The organism is Shewanella aquimarina (assembly GCF_023349185.1).
Lineage (GTDB): Bacteria > Pseudomonadota > Gammaproteobacteria > Enterobacterales > Shewanellaceae > Shewanella > Shewanella aquimarina.
In genome coordinates this window covers 377038-393102 of the sequence record NZ_JAKIKY010000003.1, presented here as the reverse complement: position 1 = coordinate 393102, position 16065 = coordinate 377038, and the positions used below count along the sequence as shown (strand labels likewise).

9 protein-coding genes are annotated in these 16065 nt (G+C 53.1%); 2 read left to right on the top strand and 7 right to left on the bottom strand.

What is annotated here, in order from left to right; genetic code table 11:
- Positions 1-142: 142 nt before the first annotated feature.
- Positions 143-1780 (bottom strand): methyl-accepting chemotaxis protein, encoded by a 1638-nt coding sequence (locus tag L2731_RS05905; protein ID WP_249252232.1) that lies wholly within the window; start codon positions 1778-1780, stop codon positions 143-145.
- Positions 1781-2159: 379 nt separating this feature from the next.
- On the opposite strand from L2731_RS05905, the gene L2731_RS05900 reads away from it, so the two are divergent.
- Positions 2160-2852, top strand: coding sequence for a DUF3334 family protein (locus tag L2731_RS05900; RefSeq protein WP_041511341.1), 693 nt, complete (start codon positions 2160-2162; stop codon positions 2850-2852).
- 64 nt (positions 2853-2916) lie between these two features.
- Positions 2917-3945, top strand: coding sequence for a LacI family DNA-binding transcriptional regulator (locus L2731_RS05895; RefSeq protein ID WP_239850455.1), 1029 nt, complete (start codon positions 2917-2919; stop codon positions 3943-3945).
- Here L2731_RS05895 and L2731_RS05890 read toward each other — a convergent pair.
- From L2731_RS05890 to L2731_RS05865, 6 genes are all read right to left on the bottom strand, one after another.
- On the bottom strand, positions 3942-4556 hold the full coding sequence (locus L2731_RS05890; protein ID WP_249252230.1) for a 3'-5' exonuclease: 615 nt from the start codon (positions 4554-4556) through the stop codon (positions 3942-3944). The two genes, L2731_RS05895 and L2731_RS05890, sit on opposite strands and share 4 nt — an antisense overlap.
- Before the next feature lie 95 nt (positions 4557-4651).
- Positions 4652-6736 carry an elongation factor G gene (fusA, locus tag L2731_RS05885; RefSeq protein ID WP_041511338.1) on the bottom strand — a complete coding sequence of 695 codons (2085 nt, stop codon included), beginning with the start codon at positions 6734-6736 and terminating at the stop codon, positions 4652-4654.
- A gap of 588 nt (positions 6737-7324) precedes the next feature.
- On the bottom strand, positions 7325-9826 hold the full coding sequence (locus L2731_RS05880) for a glucan 1,4-alpha-glucosidase (RefSeq protein WP_249252228.1): 2502 nt from the start codon (positions 9824-9826) through the stop codon (positions 7325-7327).
- Between the two features lie 90 nt (positions 9827-9916).
- Complete coding sequence (locus L2731_RS05875) at positions 9917-11467, bottom strand: MFS transporter (RefSeq protein WP_249252226.1); 1551 nt, start codon at positions 11465-11467, stop codon at positions 9917-9919.
- Between the two features lie 875 nt (positions 11468-12342).
- Positions 12343-13791 carry a M28 family metallopeptidase gene (locus L2731_RS05870; protein ID WP_249252224.1) on the bottom strand — a complete coding sequence of 483 codons (1449 nt, stop codon included), beginning with the start codon at positions 13789-13791 and terminating at the stop codon, positions 12343-12345.
- Between the two features lie 227 nt (positions 13792-14018).
- Positions 14019-16022, bottom strand: coding sequence for a glycoside hydrolase family 97 protein (locus L2731_RS05865; RefSeq protein WP_249252290.1), 2004 nt, complete (start codon positions 16020-16022; stop codon positions 14019-14021).
- Positions 16023-16065: the final 43 nt, after the last annotated feature.

The following is a 16065-nucleotide window of genomic DNA, read 5'->3' as shown; positions in this document are numbered from 1 at the left end:
ATCAGCTGTCGAGCTTTGGCGGGGGATTTTTCAATGTGCTTGTAGGGGGGGGGACTCGCTCTTGTCTTGCTTTGTGAGCGTTAATAACAAGGGAGCCAATTGGCTCCCTGTCTGTTTCGCTATCTGTTTGAATATCTGTGTTTTACACCTTGAACTGGCCTAAGATCTTGGCGCTGGTCTGACTTATCTGACGCAGCGACTCGGCGGCCATACGATTACTCTCATTGGCCTTAACCGATACCTCGGAGAGTTCGGTGATGCTACAGATGTTGCGGTTGATCTCCTCGGTCACCAGAGACTGCTCTTCGGTGGCGCTGGCCAGCTGGGTGTTCATGTCGCTGATATGGGCGATCAGCTCCAAGATAGTATTGAGTGAATCACCCACGGCCTGGGCCTGTTGCTGCAGCTCTACCGACTGACTCTGGGTATCGCTGTTGCTGTGCATCACATTGGTCACGCCATTTTGAATGTCTGTGATGATCTTCTGGATCTCATTGGTGGAGTCCTGGGTGCGGTTAGCCAGGGCTCTGACCTCGTCGGCAACCACGGCGAAACCACGGCCATGAGCGCCGGCGCGGGCGGCCTCGATGGCGGCATTAAGCGCAAGCAGGTTGGTTTGATCTGCAATACCGCGGATCACATCCAGGATGCTGCCAATCTGCTCGGAGGAGACCCCAAGATGTTGGGTGATGCTCTCGGCGTTTTTCAGTTCCTGCACCAACTTATGGGTGTTCTCTACCGTGCCATCCATCTGCTGCTTGCTATCCTGGGCCTGCTGCTTGACGCTGTTGGCCGCATCTGCCGCCTGCTGGGTGCTACTGGCCATCTCATGGGTGGTCGATAGCATCTGATTGATGGCGGTGGCGACGCTGCTGGTTTCCTGGTGCAGATGATCTACGCTGGCGTTGGACTCGGCGACGGCATTGAACAGGCGATCGGCATCCTGGTTAAGATCTTGTCCCACCGGCTGGAGATCGGCAACCATCTTGTTGATCTTACCAACGAAGTTGTTAAAGGCGATGGCAAGGGCCACCACTTCATCTTTACCTTTAGTCGGTAGACGTTTGGTGAGATCGCCTTCGCCTTCGGCAATATCTTTCATCGCATCGATCGCCTGGTTGAGGGGCGAACTGATGGAGTGATTGAGGACTAAGAAGAAGGCGAAGATAGGCACTGAAATAAGCAGCATGATGCCGAGGTAGTTGTACATCACGCTGATGGTGGTGTCGTTGACGTCACTCATGTAAGAGGTGGTCACCAGTGTCCACTGCCAGGCTGGGAAGGTGCGGGCCTCCATTAAGGCTTCTTCGCGCTCGCCGGTAACTGGATTTCTCATCTCCATGCGTGCCTTGGCAACACCGGACGCCGCTGCGTTATCGAGCAACTTGTCCAGGCTGTTGCCGCCCATTTGACTGGTCAGGGCAGAGGGCTTGATGCCAAGCTTATCCGGGGCGGCGCCGTTGGCCAGCAGAGTGTGGTCTTGGTCAAACAGCAGGAAGAAGCCACTCTCGCCATATTGGATCTGATTGACCAGATTTGCTGCCTCTCGTTTGGCGTCTTCCGGCGTCAATTTATTCTGCTGGGTCTGGCGATAGTGTGTGTCGACGACGCTGAGGAGGGTGGATAATTGCGCATCGTTTTGTAGCCACTTCTGCTTAATCAGGTTGTTGCGCTGCTCGTTGATCGAAAAACTGGCGAAGACAAAGGTGCCTATGGCGGCAAGCACCAGCATAAAAATGAGGCGTTGAAGAATGGTAAACCTTCTGAGGATCGCAAGCATGATATGTCCTTAATAGCCCGGTTAAATGCCGCTAATATACAGGCTAACGTGTTGCCTGAGAATGCGGTTATAACGAATAGTCAATCGATTGACTGTTTATTGTTAATTAATTGAACTGGCTCACGTTGGCGATGGATCGTTTTGGCATTTTTACGCAATCGAACAATGAATCTTTTATGTACTGTGAGGCGCTTAACTGCGTCTTACTCGGGATTTTGATAGGTGAGGTGAGCGTGATGAGCACTGAGTTTGCTAAGGTCAATTCTGCTCGAGAATTAGCCACTGAATGAGAATTAACTAATCCCCTGTTTTGATTTTGATTTTTATCGAAATAGCGCGCAGAATGGAGTATGACTCTTTTTTGACATGTGATGAGACTATGACCTCGCAAGTGATCAGTTCCGACGATATTCTTCTTAAACTCTGCCATTCGGTGTGCCATGTGCTCTCAAGCACCACGGCCAGTCAGGTGAGCCACGCGGCCATGGTGCAAAGTATCACCAAGACCTGCCTCAAGCCAGATCTGGGCTGTTTCTCCATCTTCGATGGCGGATTTTCGGGCCTGGTGGTGATCAATTTCTCGGCGCCGGCGGCGGTGGAAATTTATCAGGCCTATATGAAGCAGATGGGCATGCCCGAATCTGAGCTGGCCTTCTCCCATACCTCGGATGAGGTGGGGGATGTGATGGGCGAGTTGATGAATCAAATCCTGGGTGATTTTATCGTCAAGGTAAACAAGGAGCTGCAGACCTCTATTAATCAGAGTCAGCCTAAGATGCTGACTATTAATAAGGAACTGACCATCTCCATCGACACCAACTTAGATGAGGCGGTGGCGCGCCGTGTCGCCTTCAAGACTGCCAGAAACCATATCTTCTATCTCGAATACGCCATGGATAAGACGGAGTTTATCAAGTTGGCAGAGTTCGAACACGAAGAAGACGATCCCGATGCCCTGCTAGCTCAGCACGGCCAGGGCAGTCAGGCGGCGGACCCATCCTGGTCTGCGGCGGTTAATAGTGCCGTCGTGGTAGATGATTCAGATGATCTGATGAAGGAGCTTGGGATATAATCGTGTTCCTTAAGGGGCGGGCGCTGGCTCGCCCTGTTCGTGTATAACAAGGTCGCCCATAATTATGACAACGAAAGCTACCTCTATTGATATAGCCTACCGCGCCGGGGTGTCGCAATCCACGGTATCACGCGCGCTGCGAAACAGTCCGCTCGTCAATGAAGAGACGCGCTTGAGAGTACAGGCCATCGCCAAGGAACTTAATTACAAGGTCGATAAAAACGCCAGCAACCTGCGCACTCAAAGCAGTCTGACTCTGGCGCTGTTATTGTGTGAAGATCCCACCAATGATGATTCGTTGATCAACCCCTTCTTCCTCTCCATGCTGGGCTCTATCACCCGGGCAACGGCGCAGCAGGGCTATGATCTCCTGGTCTCCTTTCAGCAGCTCAGCAGCGACTGGCACGCCGACTATGAAGACAGTAATAAGGCCGATGGCATTATTCTGCTCGGTTATGGCGATTACATGGATTACGAGGAGAAACTGAATAAACTGGCGGCGCAAAATACCCATCTGGTGATCTGGGGGCCGGCGCAGCACAAATCTTCTGTGCTCTCCATTGGCTGTGACAATCGTCAGGGAGGCGTGCTTGCCACAGAACATCTGCTGGCTAAGGGGCGACGCCATATCGCGTTTCTCGGCGATGCCTCCAGCCATAGCCCGGAATTTCAGGCGCGCTACCTGGGCCATCAACAGGCGCTTAAGGCGGCGGGCGTACCCTTGCAGAAGGGACTGCAGGTGGATGCCATCAGCACGGAAAGCTCGGGGTTTGAGGCGGCCAGCCAACTGCTGGCGCAGAAACGCCCCTTCGATGCCATCTTTGCCGCGAGCGATCTCATTGCCATCGGCGCCATGCGGGCGCTAAAAGAGCAAGGGATCAAGGTCCCCGAGGATGTGGCCATCGTCGGTTATGACGACATTCCCGTGGCGAGTTTTGCCAACCCGCCGCTGACGACCATCAAGCAAAATACTAAGCTCGCCGGCGAGATCTTGGTAGAGAGTCTGCTGAAACAGATCAAGGGGCAGGAGGTGAGTAATCAGTTGATCCCCACCAGCCTGATAGAGCGCGAATCCTGCGGCAAGAAACTTTAGGCCATCTGTTTTTTCATAAACCTTTCTAACTGATGCTTGGGCTGACGTTGCAGCTTGAGCATCAACTCAAAACTGGGGGCGGGACAGGCCCATCTTTGCGTAACGGCGGCGGTGAGCTCGAGCCAGAGCGACGCCGTCACCTCGGCATCATTGAGTGCCCGGTGAAATACCCCATCGTTTTCGATCGCGAGATAACTGACTAAGGTGCCCAGCTGATGATTGGGCGCGTCCTGAAACAGGCGCCTCGCCAGCAATAGCGAACAGGCAAATGGTTGGGATTGCGGGACATGGATGCGTGCAAGCTCGGCGGCCAAAAACTTCTGATCGAAACTGGCATTGTGAGCCACTAACTGACAACCATCGATAAAGGCGGCGAAATCTGTCATGACGGTCTCGCAGCTTGGCGCCAGCCTGAGCATCTCATTGGTGATCCCCGTGTAGCCAGCAATGAAACTGTTGACGGCGAAGCCTGGATTCATCAGCTGCTGAAACCTATCGACCACCACGCCTTGCTTGAGTTTTACCGCACCTATCTCAATGGCGCGATCACCCTGTGCGGGGGAGAGGCCTGTGGTTTCAAAATCCAATACCACTATGGCATCTTGGGACATAAGGACTCCTGTGAGGGAAATTCGGCCAAAGAAAAAACCCTAACAACATACATTGTTAGGGTTTTTAGTAAAGAAACTTTCGTTAAGAAGTCAGATTACTTCTTAGCTTCTCTTTCTTTAACTTCAGCGATAACTTTCTCAGATACGCTGTTAGGACATGCTGAGTAGTGTGAGAACTCCATAGAGAACTGACCACGACCAGAAGTCATTGTACGTAGAGAACCGATGTAACCGAACATTTCTGAAAGCGGTACGTCAGCCTTGATACGAACACCAGTCACACCAGCTTGCTGATCTTTGATCATGCCGCGACGACGGTTAAGGTCACCAATTACGTCACCTACGTTGTCTTCTGGGCTGAATACGTCAACCTTCATGATAGGCTCAAGAAGTTGCGCGCCAGCTTTTGGCATAGATTGACGGAATGCGCCTTTAGCAGCGATTTCGAACGCGATAGCTGACGAGTCAACTGCGTGGAAAGCACCGTCAGTCAGTTCTAGTTCAACGTCTAGTACTGGGAAGCCAGCAACGGTACCAGTCTGCATCATGCTCTCGAAACCTTTCTCAACAGCAGGCCAGAACTCTTTAGGTACGTTACCACCAACAACTGAAGAGCTGAAGGTAAAGCCAGAGTTTTGCTCACCAGGACGGATGATGTAGTCGATCTTACCGAACTGACCAGAACCACCAGACTGCTTCTTGTGAGTGTAGCTATCAGCAACTTCTTGAGTGATAGTTTCACGGTATGCAACTTGTGGCTCACCAACGATTAGGTCAACGCCGTAAGTACGCTTCAGGATGTCTACCTTAATGTCTAGGTGAAGTTCACCCATACCCTTAAGGATGGTTTCGCCTGAATCTTCGTCAGTTTCAACGCGGAATGATGGATCTTCTGCGATCATCTTACCGATAGCGATACCCATCTTCTCGCTGCCGCCCTTGTCTTTTGGTGCAACGGCGATAGAGATAACTGGCTCTGGGAACACCATGGCTTCAAGCGTACATGGGTGCTTAACATCACACAGAGTGTGACCAGTTTGAACGTTCTTCATACCCACGATAGCGATGATGTCACCAGCTTGTGCGGTTTCAAGTTCGTTACGCTCGTCAGCCTGCATTTCACACATACGACCGATACGCTCAGTCTTACCTGTAGCAGAGTTCAGGATGGTGTCACCCTTGTTGATGCGGCCTGAGTAGATACGTACGAAGGTCAGGGCACCGAAACGGTCATCCATGATCTTGAACGCAAGTGCTTTCAGAGGTGCATCGGCGTCAACGATAGCGTGTTCGCCAGTTTCGTTACCTTCTTCGTCAGTCAGAGGCTGTGGATCAACTTCTTGTGGAGCAGGTAGGTAATCAACTACCGCGTCTAGAAGAAGCTGCATACCTTTGTTCTTGAACGCAGAACCACAGTATGTTGGGAAGAAGTGCATGGTGCGAGTACCTTCACGGATACAACGTTTGATGTCTTCCATAGATGGCTCTTCACCTTCCATGTAAGCTTCCATCAGATCGTCGTCCATCTCAACGGCAGACTCGATCAGTTGCTCACGGTATTCTTCAACCATGTCAACCATGTCAGCTGGTACATCTTCGATGCTGTAGTTTTCAGCTTGTCCAGTTTCGTCCCAAACCCATGCTTTACGGGTTAGTAGATCGACAACGCCCTTGAACTCATCTTCGATACCGATAGGCAGTACCATAACGAGTGGGTTAGCCGCAAGAACGTCTTTAGTTTGCTTAACAACGCGCAAGAAGTCTGCACCCATACGGTCCAGCTTGTTTACGAAGATGATACGCGCAACTTCAGATTCGTTTGCATAACGCCAGTTGGTTTCTGATTGTGGCTCAACACCACCAGAACCACAGAATACACCGATACCACCGTCTAGTACTTTTAGAGAACGATAAACTTCAACTGTGAAGTCAACGTGGCCAGGGGTGTCGATGACGTTGAAACGGTGATCGTTCCAGAAGCAACTTACAGCAGCAGACTGAATGGTAATACCACGCTCAGCTTCCTGTTCCATGAAGTCGGTTGTAGATTCACCATCATGAACTTCACCCAGCTTATGAATCTTGCCGGTTAGCTTTAGGATACGCTCTGTTGTGGTGGTCTTACCCGCATCAACGTGAGCGAAGATACCAATGTTTCTGTACTTTGATAAATCAGTCATTTTTCTACTCTATTGGAGTTACGTTCTAAAATTCGGGGGGAAGTATATCAATACTTTTCAAATTTTTTTATTCATTTTTATCAATTTTGCTGAAATATCATCTTTATCGGGAGAAATTCCCCACTCTGTCTTCCCTAATATAGGGGGCAAACCCATAGCCGGTGCGGATTTCGCTCATAAAAAGAACATGATGTTATAACCCGAAAATTCGTTATATCTTTTTATATGGGGATGTGTTGGGCTACCACAGGCATGTTACAGCCATTGTGGGCGAGGCGTGTTTCAGGCCAGATCCTATGGTAATGGATTAAGCTTGATAAGCGTTTCTTTCGGCGGTCATTGTTGGCGGTGATTGTTGAGTAAGGGCAAATTTAGCGAGCAGCAAGCAGCGAACAGGTTGTCGCTGAAATGTAGTAGGGAGCGGCCGATGAGGAGGGACTAATGAGGACTTGTATCTAAATTCAATATCATGTGTCCATGTTCACTCTCTAACGCCCATTAAAAAGCCAGTCACTAGGACTGGCTTTTTATTGCGGCTTTAAGCCCTGTTGGGTATTTTGCTCTTAACGGGGTTATCTAATAAGCGCGTTATTCATTAAGGGCTTTGGTGACATCCTCATAGCTATCCCATACCTTAGCCTCTGTGACAGAGCGAACCATCTTCACATATTCTGCATGGGTCCAGGCAAGTGGGGTCGCCGAGTTTGTCCCTTGTCCAAGCTGATAGTTAAAGCGGGTCTTGTTACCCACGCCATCCCACACCTGCTCTGGGAGCATCAGGCCGTCGTTGGCGAAGGCTTCCATTCCCTTAACATAGGTTTGTACCAATTGTGCCTTGCTCGTCTCATCTAGGGTGCCGTTGGCGATCGCCTTGGCTAACTCGAAATGGGCGCGCTCACCGGTAAAGAAGGGCCAGACTCTGCCACGTTGTCCCGGAGTGTTGCTGCCATGCTCGGCATAGTTGGCGCCGGTGGCGGTATCTTCGCCATAGCCGTCATTACCGTAGCGCCTATAGCCGGGGAATTGTGTGCCGTCTTTGGCGGTAAATTCATACCTGACCCTGAGATTATCCTCGAGCGCCGTGTTATCGATATGCTTGAGGGTGTCGTTGATGGTCTTGTCGTTGGCGCTCCTCACGCCGTAACGCACCAGCTCCAGGAAGCCGCCGTCTAACACCTCACGCTGATCTAAGCCTGCGCGGCCATTATTATCGGCAAGCTTATCATCGCTGTCGGGCGTGCCATTGGGGGCAAGACGCAGGTAGTAGGGGGCTTGTGTTCCATCGGCTGCGCTCAGCAGCCCCTTGTGGGTCACCACGAGTGAGTCGAGCTTTTCAGCCATGGTCTTGGCATTGGCCAGATATTTTTCGCTCGACGCTAAGTCGCCCGCCTGTTTGGCGATATCGCTGGCGGTGATAAGGCCCGTGATGACTGCGGCTGCGGTAGAAGGCGAGTAGCCCTCTTGCTCTTCCCAGCGCTCCTGTTGTGTCTTCAGCGGCGTGATTTGGGTGTGGTTCCAGTCGAGATTGACCTCTCCGCCGCTCACCAGGAAGTCGGCCGCGGGTTTAAGCATGGTCTGATACCAGTGTTCAATCTCAGTATCGCTCAATACGCCTGCCTGCCAGAGCTTCCAGCCGAGCATGATAGGCATAGCGGTCTGATCCAGCTGTACGCCGACCCATTCAATCTGTCCATCCACATGGGTTTTTTGCAGGAACCATCCCGGGACTCCGCTGTATCCTGGCGTTGCTGCCGTTACCTGAACCTTTTTGAGGTACTCGAAGGCGACCTTAGGGGTTTGTGTGTCGCCCATGGCCAGAAATGCCATGGCACACTGGTAAAAATCTCGCGGCCACACCGCCTTGTAACCGGTCGAGCCTTTGATGGCCGACACGCTGTCGCCCCAGGGATTTGAGAGTGAGGCGATGAGAGCGCCGGCGTGGGTCTTATCTTCCTGGGCCTTGAGCACCATGGCGCTGGTATAGAGGAGCTTACCCTCATCGGCGGTATTGGCCGTCATGGCATTGAGACTTGAGAGCGACTGCAGATAGTCCTGCCAGCCGATGGCATCACCTTCACCGTTATAGGCGGCGAGCACCTTGTCATAACCGGCGGTAAGCGTGTCTTTGGCATTTTGCTCGCTGTTGGCCTTATCTGCGCCGAAGCCAAATACCAAGGTAGTGCTAAGACTTGGACGGTTAGCATCGCCCACTTCCAGAGTAGGCAGCGCTGCCGTCATGGCGACATTACCTAGGCTCTTCTTATCAGCGCTGGTGCTGGCGTAATGCCAGTTCAGCTCGCCGTTGGCCTTAAGATCGGTCAGGCCATCAGACTCGCCGACGAAGCCCACGCTGGCCTGGTTAAAAGGCAGGTCGGCGAGCACGGTCAGCACGCTCGAATCGTCATTTCCCGTGTAGGCATAGAGGCTGTTGCCATCTTGACCTATACTGGCGATGTCATTGGCGCCGCTGTTGTCGATGTGAGGATTGACGTAGAGGTAGGGGGTGATCCCTGGCTCGAACGCGGTAAAGAAGACCTGCATCACCAGGCTGTCGCGATCGGGGTCGGTAAAGAAGTGCTTCTCTATCTGATACTTGCCTTCGATATCTTTGTTAATCACCCTGTAGGCGAGGGACAGCGGACGTCCCGCCGCATCCTTATGCAGGTAATCTATGCTGGTTACCGTGTTGTCTTTCTCGGTATCGACGAAGCCATTTCCGCTGATGATGAACTGCGCCTCTTTGAGCTGGGCGTTATGGATAAGCCCATACATGGTCTCGGTGAGGATCCCCTGCGCCAGTGAGAACCATACCCGGCTAACGGGATTGGCCTGGCTGCTCAGGTATTGATCGGCACCCTGCGCATTGGTCACATAGGGCTCGAACGAGGTGCCAATCCCTGTCTTGCCAGAAAAGGCCCAGGTGGGCGAGGCGCCGGGCGCGCCCGGTGCAACTGAAATTGTCGCTGATACGCTGGCACTTGGTGCAGGCGCGGCGTCGATATCATTCTTGGCGCCGCCGCAGGCGCTAAGCAGGGCGCCCAGGGAGAGGGCGATCAGTGTGCGCGTAAAAGGTACTGGCTTAGACGTCATATTCAGGGTCTCGTTTATTATGTTTATATTTTGGTTAAGTCAGTTAAGTCGTTTAAGTCTGTGTGTTTGTGAAGCCTTAAGCCTTATGTATTAGCGCTCGGCTTTGCTCGCTTCGCTGCTGACAAACAGCACGCTTATCCCTGCCAGGATCATGAAGCTGCCACCCAGGATCAGGGCGAAGATCGGCTTGCCATCGAAGAAGGCATTGAGCAACACACCCAGTACGCTGGCGGCCAACAACTGGGGGATCACGATGAAGAAGTTAAAGATCCCCATGTAGACGCCCATCTTGGCCGCAGGCAAGGCGTTAGAGAGCAGGGCATAGGGGATAGATAGGATAGAGGCCCAGGCGATACCCACTCCAATCATAGGTAGCCATAACAGGTTCGGGTCTTGAATAAAGTAAAAGCTGATCAAGCCAATGCCGCCGCAGCATAGGTTGATCAGGTGAGTCACCTTGAGACCAACGGCCATGGCCAGCAGGGGGATGAATATCGCCGCCACGGCGGCAAAGCCATTGTAGGAGGCAAACAGCATACCCACCCAGTCGGCACCATCGTTATAGGCCTTTGAGAGTACATCCTGGGTGCCATAGTGATGATCTGTGACCGCCGCCGTGGTGTAGATCCACATAGAGAAGAGGGCAAACCAGGAGAAGAACTGCACCACAGCCAGCTGGCGCATCGCCTTCGGCATATGGAATAGGGCATCGACGACGCTGAACACCATGCCTTGCTGATGACGCGTTTCGCCGCGGATCTGTTTCAGGGTCTTGGCGCAGAACCACTGCAGCGGGCCGAAGGCAAACACGCCTACGGCCAACAGGTAAAGCTGTTTGTCGAGTGACTGCAGGTAGATGATCGCGATTAACAGGGCGCCGATAAGGCCCCAGGTGATGGCGCCTTTCTGATAGGCCTGCCAGCTGCGATCATGATGCAGTGTCACTTGCTCGCTGCTTTCCTGTTCGAAGCGCGAAAGCTCCTCGGGAGAGTATTCTTTGCTGGTAAACACTGTCCAGCTAACGGCAAGCAGCAGCACCGCGCCGCCGAAATAGAAGGCGTAGCGCACCGAATCGGCGATCTCGCCTTCTGGCGCCGTATTGGCGACATCGAAATAGTTGGTGAGCAGGTAAGGCAAGGCCGAGGCGACCACGGCGCCGACGCCGATGAAGAAGCTCTGCATGGCATAGCCCAGTGGGCGCTGCTTACTCGGCAAGTTGTCGCCGACAAAGGCGCGAAACGGCTCCATGGCGATATTGATCGAGGCGTCCATGATCCACAGCATACCGGCCGCGACCCAGAGCACAGGCGAGTGCGGCATGATAAAGATAGCCAGTGTGGTAAAGATGGCGCCAATGAGAAAGTAGGGGCGGCGACGACCGAGTCGGCCCCAGGTGTTATCACTCATGTAGCCGATGATAGGCTGCACCAGCAGTCCCGTGAGCGGCGCCGCTATCCAGAGAATAGGGATGTCATCGATCGCTGCGCCTAAGGTCTGGAAGATACGGCTGACATTGGCATTTTGCAGGGCAAAACCAAACTGGATCCCCAGAAAACCAAAACACATGTTGAAGATCTGCCAGAAGCTTAAAGCGGGCTTGACGTTTGGGGTGCCTTGGGCGGATAGGGTGTTGTGTGACATCCGATGCTTCTCTTTATCATTATTTGTTATCGTCGCGCGGGGCTAAAGGGGCGCGATCACTATTTTATGGAAGTCGGTCGAGTGAAAAAAGGGGCGAATACACGCTTCCCTCAAACGGGTATTCGCCAAAAGCTAGGGTTCTACTTCTCTAGGCTTATTCACTAGGCTTAAGCCCTGATGAGTAGATAGAGACTCTAGTGCTCACCTTTCATGCCTTCAGTGCCTGATAAGGTAAGCATCGACCTGGCCAATTTCATAGGAGTTACACATGAAATTAAACACCAAGGCATGTTAACCCTGAGCCGAAACTGCCGACAACCGATTACATACGTATTCATCATCGGGCGTTAACCTTTGTGTAGCCTGCTGTTAACCTGTTTGGCTTTGCTGTTCTATGGGCTATTTTCATTTAAAACAGCGCCTTAAATTGTGACGCCTCTAGCCTGAGGTTTTTAGTTGTTGGCGTTTGTAACAATGAGCAAGATGCCCTAGGACGTAGGCTTTTTAGGCGTTAAAAGGAAAAAAGCGCCTGTCGTCACTCGCGCAATTAGCCGGGCAATTAGCTGGGCAACCAGCAGGCTAGTGGAGTCGACTCATGCGATATTAGCCATATATCTGGTTGAAATTAGGGTTTGTGATGAAATATTTTGTTGAATACTCTAGCGAATAGAGTCTGTGTCAACGAAAGATGTGACACACTTTAATGTGTTATAAGGTACTGTTTAACTGTTGTTTATGGATGTTTCTCTAAGCGACTGGCCCGAATCTTTTAGGCTAGATAACAATGTTCAGGCCGCGAAGACGGCCTGAGCTGATAGTGAGTCACATTTACCTTCAAATAAATTAACTCTCAATGGTGAGCATCTGTCTCGTAACTAGTGCTGTTTTGCAGCTTTGGCGACTGAGTCTAACGTCCCAAGGAAGAAGCTTCCCGCCGCGCCAGGGAACACTACCGGGCTGGTGTTGCCGTTATAGCCCACGGCAGCGACGCCATACAGATAGTTGTCGATCACCATGTTACGCAGGGTGAAGCTGTTGACCTTGCCCACATAGCGGCTGTGGGTCCACTCCGGCTCTGTGGTCTTGCGCCAGTAGATGCGATAACCAGCCACCTCGGCCGTGGCATCTGCCAGCCAGTTTAGCTGAGTATCGGCCGATACCTGTCCCGAGATGCTCACCTGAGTCGGCGGCGCTGGAGCCCAGGCCATGGAGGCCAGGCTGATGGCGTTGAGGGCAGTTAGTTTGGCGGCGAAGGCTTCATCGACACCTTCTATCACGTCGCCATAGGCGATGCCGTTTTCGGTGCGAATATCCTGATGCTGGCGATTGTAGTTCTCGTTGGTCTCCATCACTCGCACCGCAGGAAAGCCAGCCTTGTTAAACGGTAGGTGATGGCCACCGCGACCGAAACGATCGAGACGATAGATGAGCTGCACGTCCAGGTTGGTCATGTACTGGTCGGCGAGCCGCTTTATATGCCGGGCAAGGTTACGCGAGGCAGAATCATTCTCGCCACCGCTGAAGTAGCGCTCCTTGGCCTCGGCTGGCGTCTCGGCGATACGCACGCCCTCTGAGAACACCCGCACCGTATGGTTGCTCACCACGCCGTTGATCCCCTGGATGTTGCCTATCATGTCGTTATTGAGTACGGCCTCGACCTGCCAGCCCTGCTTCTTGGCAAAACTGGCCAGTCCTGCGCCGCCATAGAGGCCTTGCTCTTCGCCCGATAGGGCCGCGTAGACTATGGTGCCGCCAAACTGATACTGACTCAGGATACGGGCGGCTTCCAATGCACCAGCCACGCCCGAGGCGTTATCGTTGGCGCCGGGGGAGAATGAGTTAGCGTCCATGACGTCACTGACCCGAGAGTCGATATCGCCGCTCATCATCACCACACGGTTGGGATCTAAGGTGCCGCGCTGGATGGCGATGATATTCACGACTCTGGTCGGCTTTGGAATGCGCTTACCCGAGACAGTGTCAGCCACCTCGATCACCTCGAGGCATCCTCCGCAGGCAGCAGAGATGCGTTCAAACTCGGCCTTAATCCAATTTCTGGCTGCGCCTATGCCGCGCTGCTTATCTGTCTGGCTCGATAGGGTATGGCGGGTGCCGAAGTCCACCAGGGTCTGTATATCGCGCAAAATGCGCGCTGGCTGGGGGGCATCGGCTATCTCATACAGGCGAAGATCTTCTGCTGAGGGCGCGGTATAGGGATTATGTGCCTCTGGCGCCGTGGAGGCATGAACATTAGTGGGGTGGAGTGTAGCGGCGCACAAGGCCGTTAGCAGCAGTGTATTGCCGATAAATGGATTGATTGTCATGTTCTGCTCTTCATTCTTGTTATTGTGTGGTACTTCTTTGTGCATAAAAGTGATGCACAAACTACCTTAGCAGAATAACCCTGATGCTTGGGGGAGGGAGCGCGGCTTTAGTCGTAGAAATGTGGGGGAAATCGACGGAAAAAGGTAAACAAATGTTGCGAAAGAGACATGATGACAAGCCTGTAGGCGCAGGCTTGTCATCTTTTTCTGTGGTTGGAAACGTGCGGTTAAATCGCCTTGAAGCGGATGGCAACGCCGCCGCTGCTGGCAAGCCTTAAGGTGAGAGCCTGCTTGCTATCGACCTGTTTGGTCTCAATCACATAGTCATAGGGATTGGTACGCCAATCTGCTTTTTCACCGTCGCGGTAGATCTGCGCTTCATAACGCAGCTCTGGGTCGAGGAAGTCGAGATCTATGCTGATCTCGCGTGGCGCATCGTCTGTGATGGCGCCCAGGTACCAGTCCTTGCCTTGGCTGTTACCACCACGTTCCTGACGGGCAAAGGCTACGTATTCGCCTACCTCGCCGGCCAGGGCGATACTCTGGGCCCAGTCGGTGGGCACATCCTGAATAAACCTAAAGGCGTCGGGGTGCTGCTTATAGTTTCGCGGCAGATCGGCGGCCATTTGAATCGGACTGTAGAGCACCACATAGAGGGCTAACTGCTTGGTCAGGGTGGTCTGCACCCGGTTGACTGCGTCTAGGCCCTTAGGGGCCAGATCGAAGATCCCCGGCGTGAAATCCATGGGGCCGGCCAGCATGCGGGTGTAGGCCAGGGTAGTGGTGTGCGACGGATTGTTGGGCGGCGTGCCCCAGGCGTTAAACTCCTGACCGCGCGCGCCCTCGCGGCTGATCCAGTTGGGATAGGTTCGACGCAGGCCGGTGTCTTTAATCGGCTCATGGGTGTTGATACTGATGTGGCGCTTGGCGGCCTCTGTGACGCTGTGCAGGTATTCGTTCACCATAAACTGGCCGTCATGCCATTCGTGACGCACTATGCCTTGCTCGTCGACACGTTTGATGTCGCCGCCGTCGGCCACATAGCCGGTTTTCACCTGAGTGACCCCATATTTCTCATAGAGATCATAGGCATCGCTCATCTGATTGCGGTAGTTACTAACAGAGCCAGAGGTCTCGTGGTGGCCAATCAGGCGTACCCCCTTGCTGGCTCCATAGGCTGAGATCTCGGGCAGATCGAAGTCGGGATAGGCCTGGGTGAAGCTAAAGACATCGCCGTTATGGAACCAGCTACCGTCCCAGCCGACGTTCCAGCCTTCCACCAGTACACCGGCGAAGCCGTTATCGGCGGCAAAATCCATGTAGCGCTTGGTCTCGGAGGTGGTGGCGCCGTGCTTGTCACCCGATCCCCAGGTGTTCTCGTTGAGGTGCATGCCCCACCAGATCCCGACATATTTGCCTGGCTCGACCCAGTCTACATCACCCAGCTTGTTTGGCTCGTTAAGATTTAGGATAAGATCTGAGTTCAGCAGGCCGGTAGCCTTGTCGGCGATCTGAATCGTGCGCCATGGCGTGCTAAAGCCCGCCCTTGTCTTGACGCGGATCCCGTCAGACCAAGGTGTGAGATCGGCGCGTAATGTGCCGTCTCTGCGCTGATCCAGCGTCATGGCAGCGTAATCCACCAGCGCCGCCTCGTGAATGCTCATGTGAACGCCGTCCCCCAGGGTGAAGGTAAAGGGGGTGTGAACCCTGTCCACCTGCTTGAGTGGCGTCTTCTGATACAGGTATTCGTAGCGGTTCCAGCCACGTGCCGGGATCCACCAGGCGGTGACTTTCTCTGGCTGATGCAGGCTAAATTCGGTGAGTTCGGCGGTGATGTTTAGCTTATCCAGCTTGCCTTGCTTCGGCACTCGGTAACGGAAACCTAAGCCGTCATCGAATACCTTAAATTCGACGACTAGGTTGTACTGGCCATTGCTGAGGGTGGCAGACAGACCATTATGCTTGTCGATCACCCATTCGCGCTCGCCCCAAGGCTGTTGCCAGCGTTCATCGATCTGGCTGCGCTTGATATCTTTGATGGTAAAGTCATTGCCAAACTCCCCGAGAGACTCAAACACCAAGCCGAGTTTAGAAGGTGAGAGCACCTTCTTACCATTAAAGCTAACGCTATATTCAGGCGTCTGGTTATCGTCGCTGAGGCTGACCACTATCTGCTTGTCCGGCGAGGCCAGAGAGACAGTCTTAGCCAGGCTAGTGCCGGGCAGCATCATGCCTGTTGCCGCGATGGCAAGGGTAAGGGCCGACAAAGCCGTG

Coding starts and splice junctions, on each gene's coding strand:
- L2731_RS05905 (WP_249252232.1), bottom strand. CDS start 1,780: ATGCTTGCGATCCTCAGAAGGTTTACCATTCTTCAACGCCTCATTTTT.
- L2731_RS05900 (WP_041511341.1), top strand. CDS start 2,160: ATGACCTCGCAAGTGATCAGTTCCGACGATATTCTTCTTAAACTCTGC.
- L2731_RS05895 (WP_239850455.1), top strand. CDS start 2,917: ATGACAACGAAAGCTACCTCTATTGATATAGCCTACCGCGCCGGGGTG.
- L2731_RS05890 (WP_249252230.1), bottom strand. CDS start 4,556: ATGTCCCAAGATGCCATAGTGGTATTGGATTTTGAAACCACAGGCCTC.
- fusA (WP_041511338.1), bottom strand. CDS start 6,736: ATGACTGATTTATCAAAGTACAGAAACATTGGTATCTTCGCTCACGTT.
- L2731_RS05880 (WP_249252228.1), bottom strand. CDS start 9,826: ATGACGTCTAAGCCAGTACCTTTTACGCGCACACTGATCGCCCTCTCC.
- L2731_RS05875 (WP_249252226.1), bottom strand. CDS start 11,467: ATGTCACACAACACCCTATCCGCCCAAGGCACCCCAAACGTCAAGCCC.
- L2731_RS05870 (WP_249252224.1), bottom strand. CDS start 13,791: ATGACAATCAATCCATTTATCGGCAATACACTGCTGCTAACGGCCTTG.
- L2731_RS05865 (WP_249252290.1), bottom strand. CDS start 16,022: ATGATGCTGCCCGGCACTAGCCTGGCTAAGACTGTCTCTCTGGCCTCG.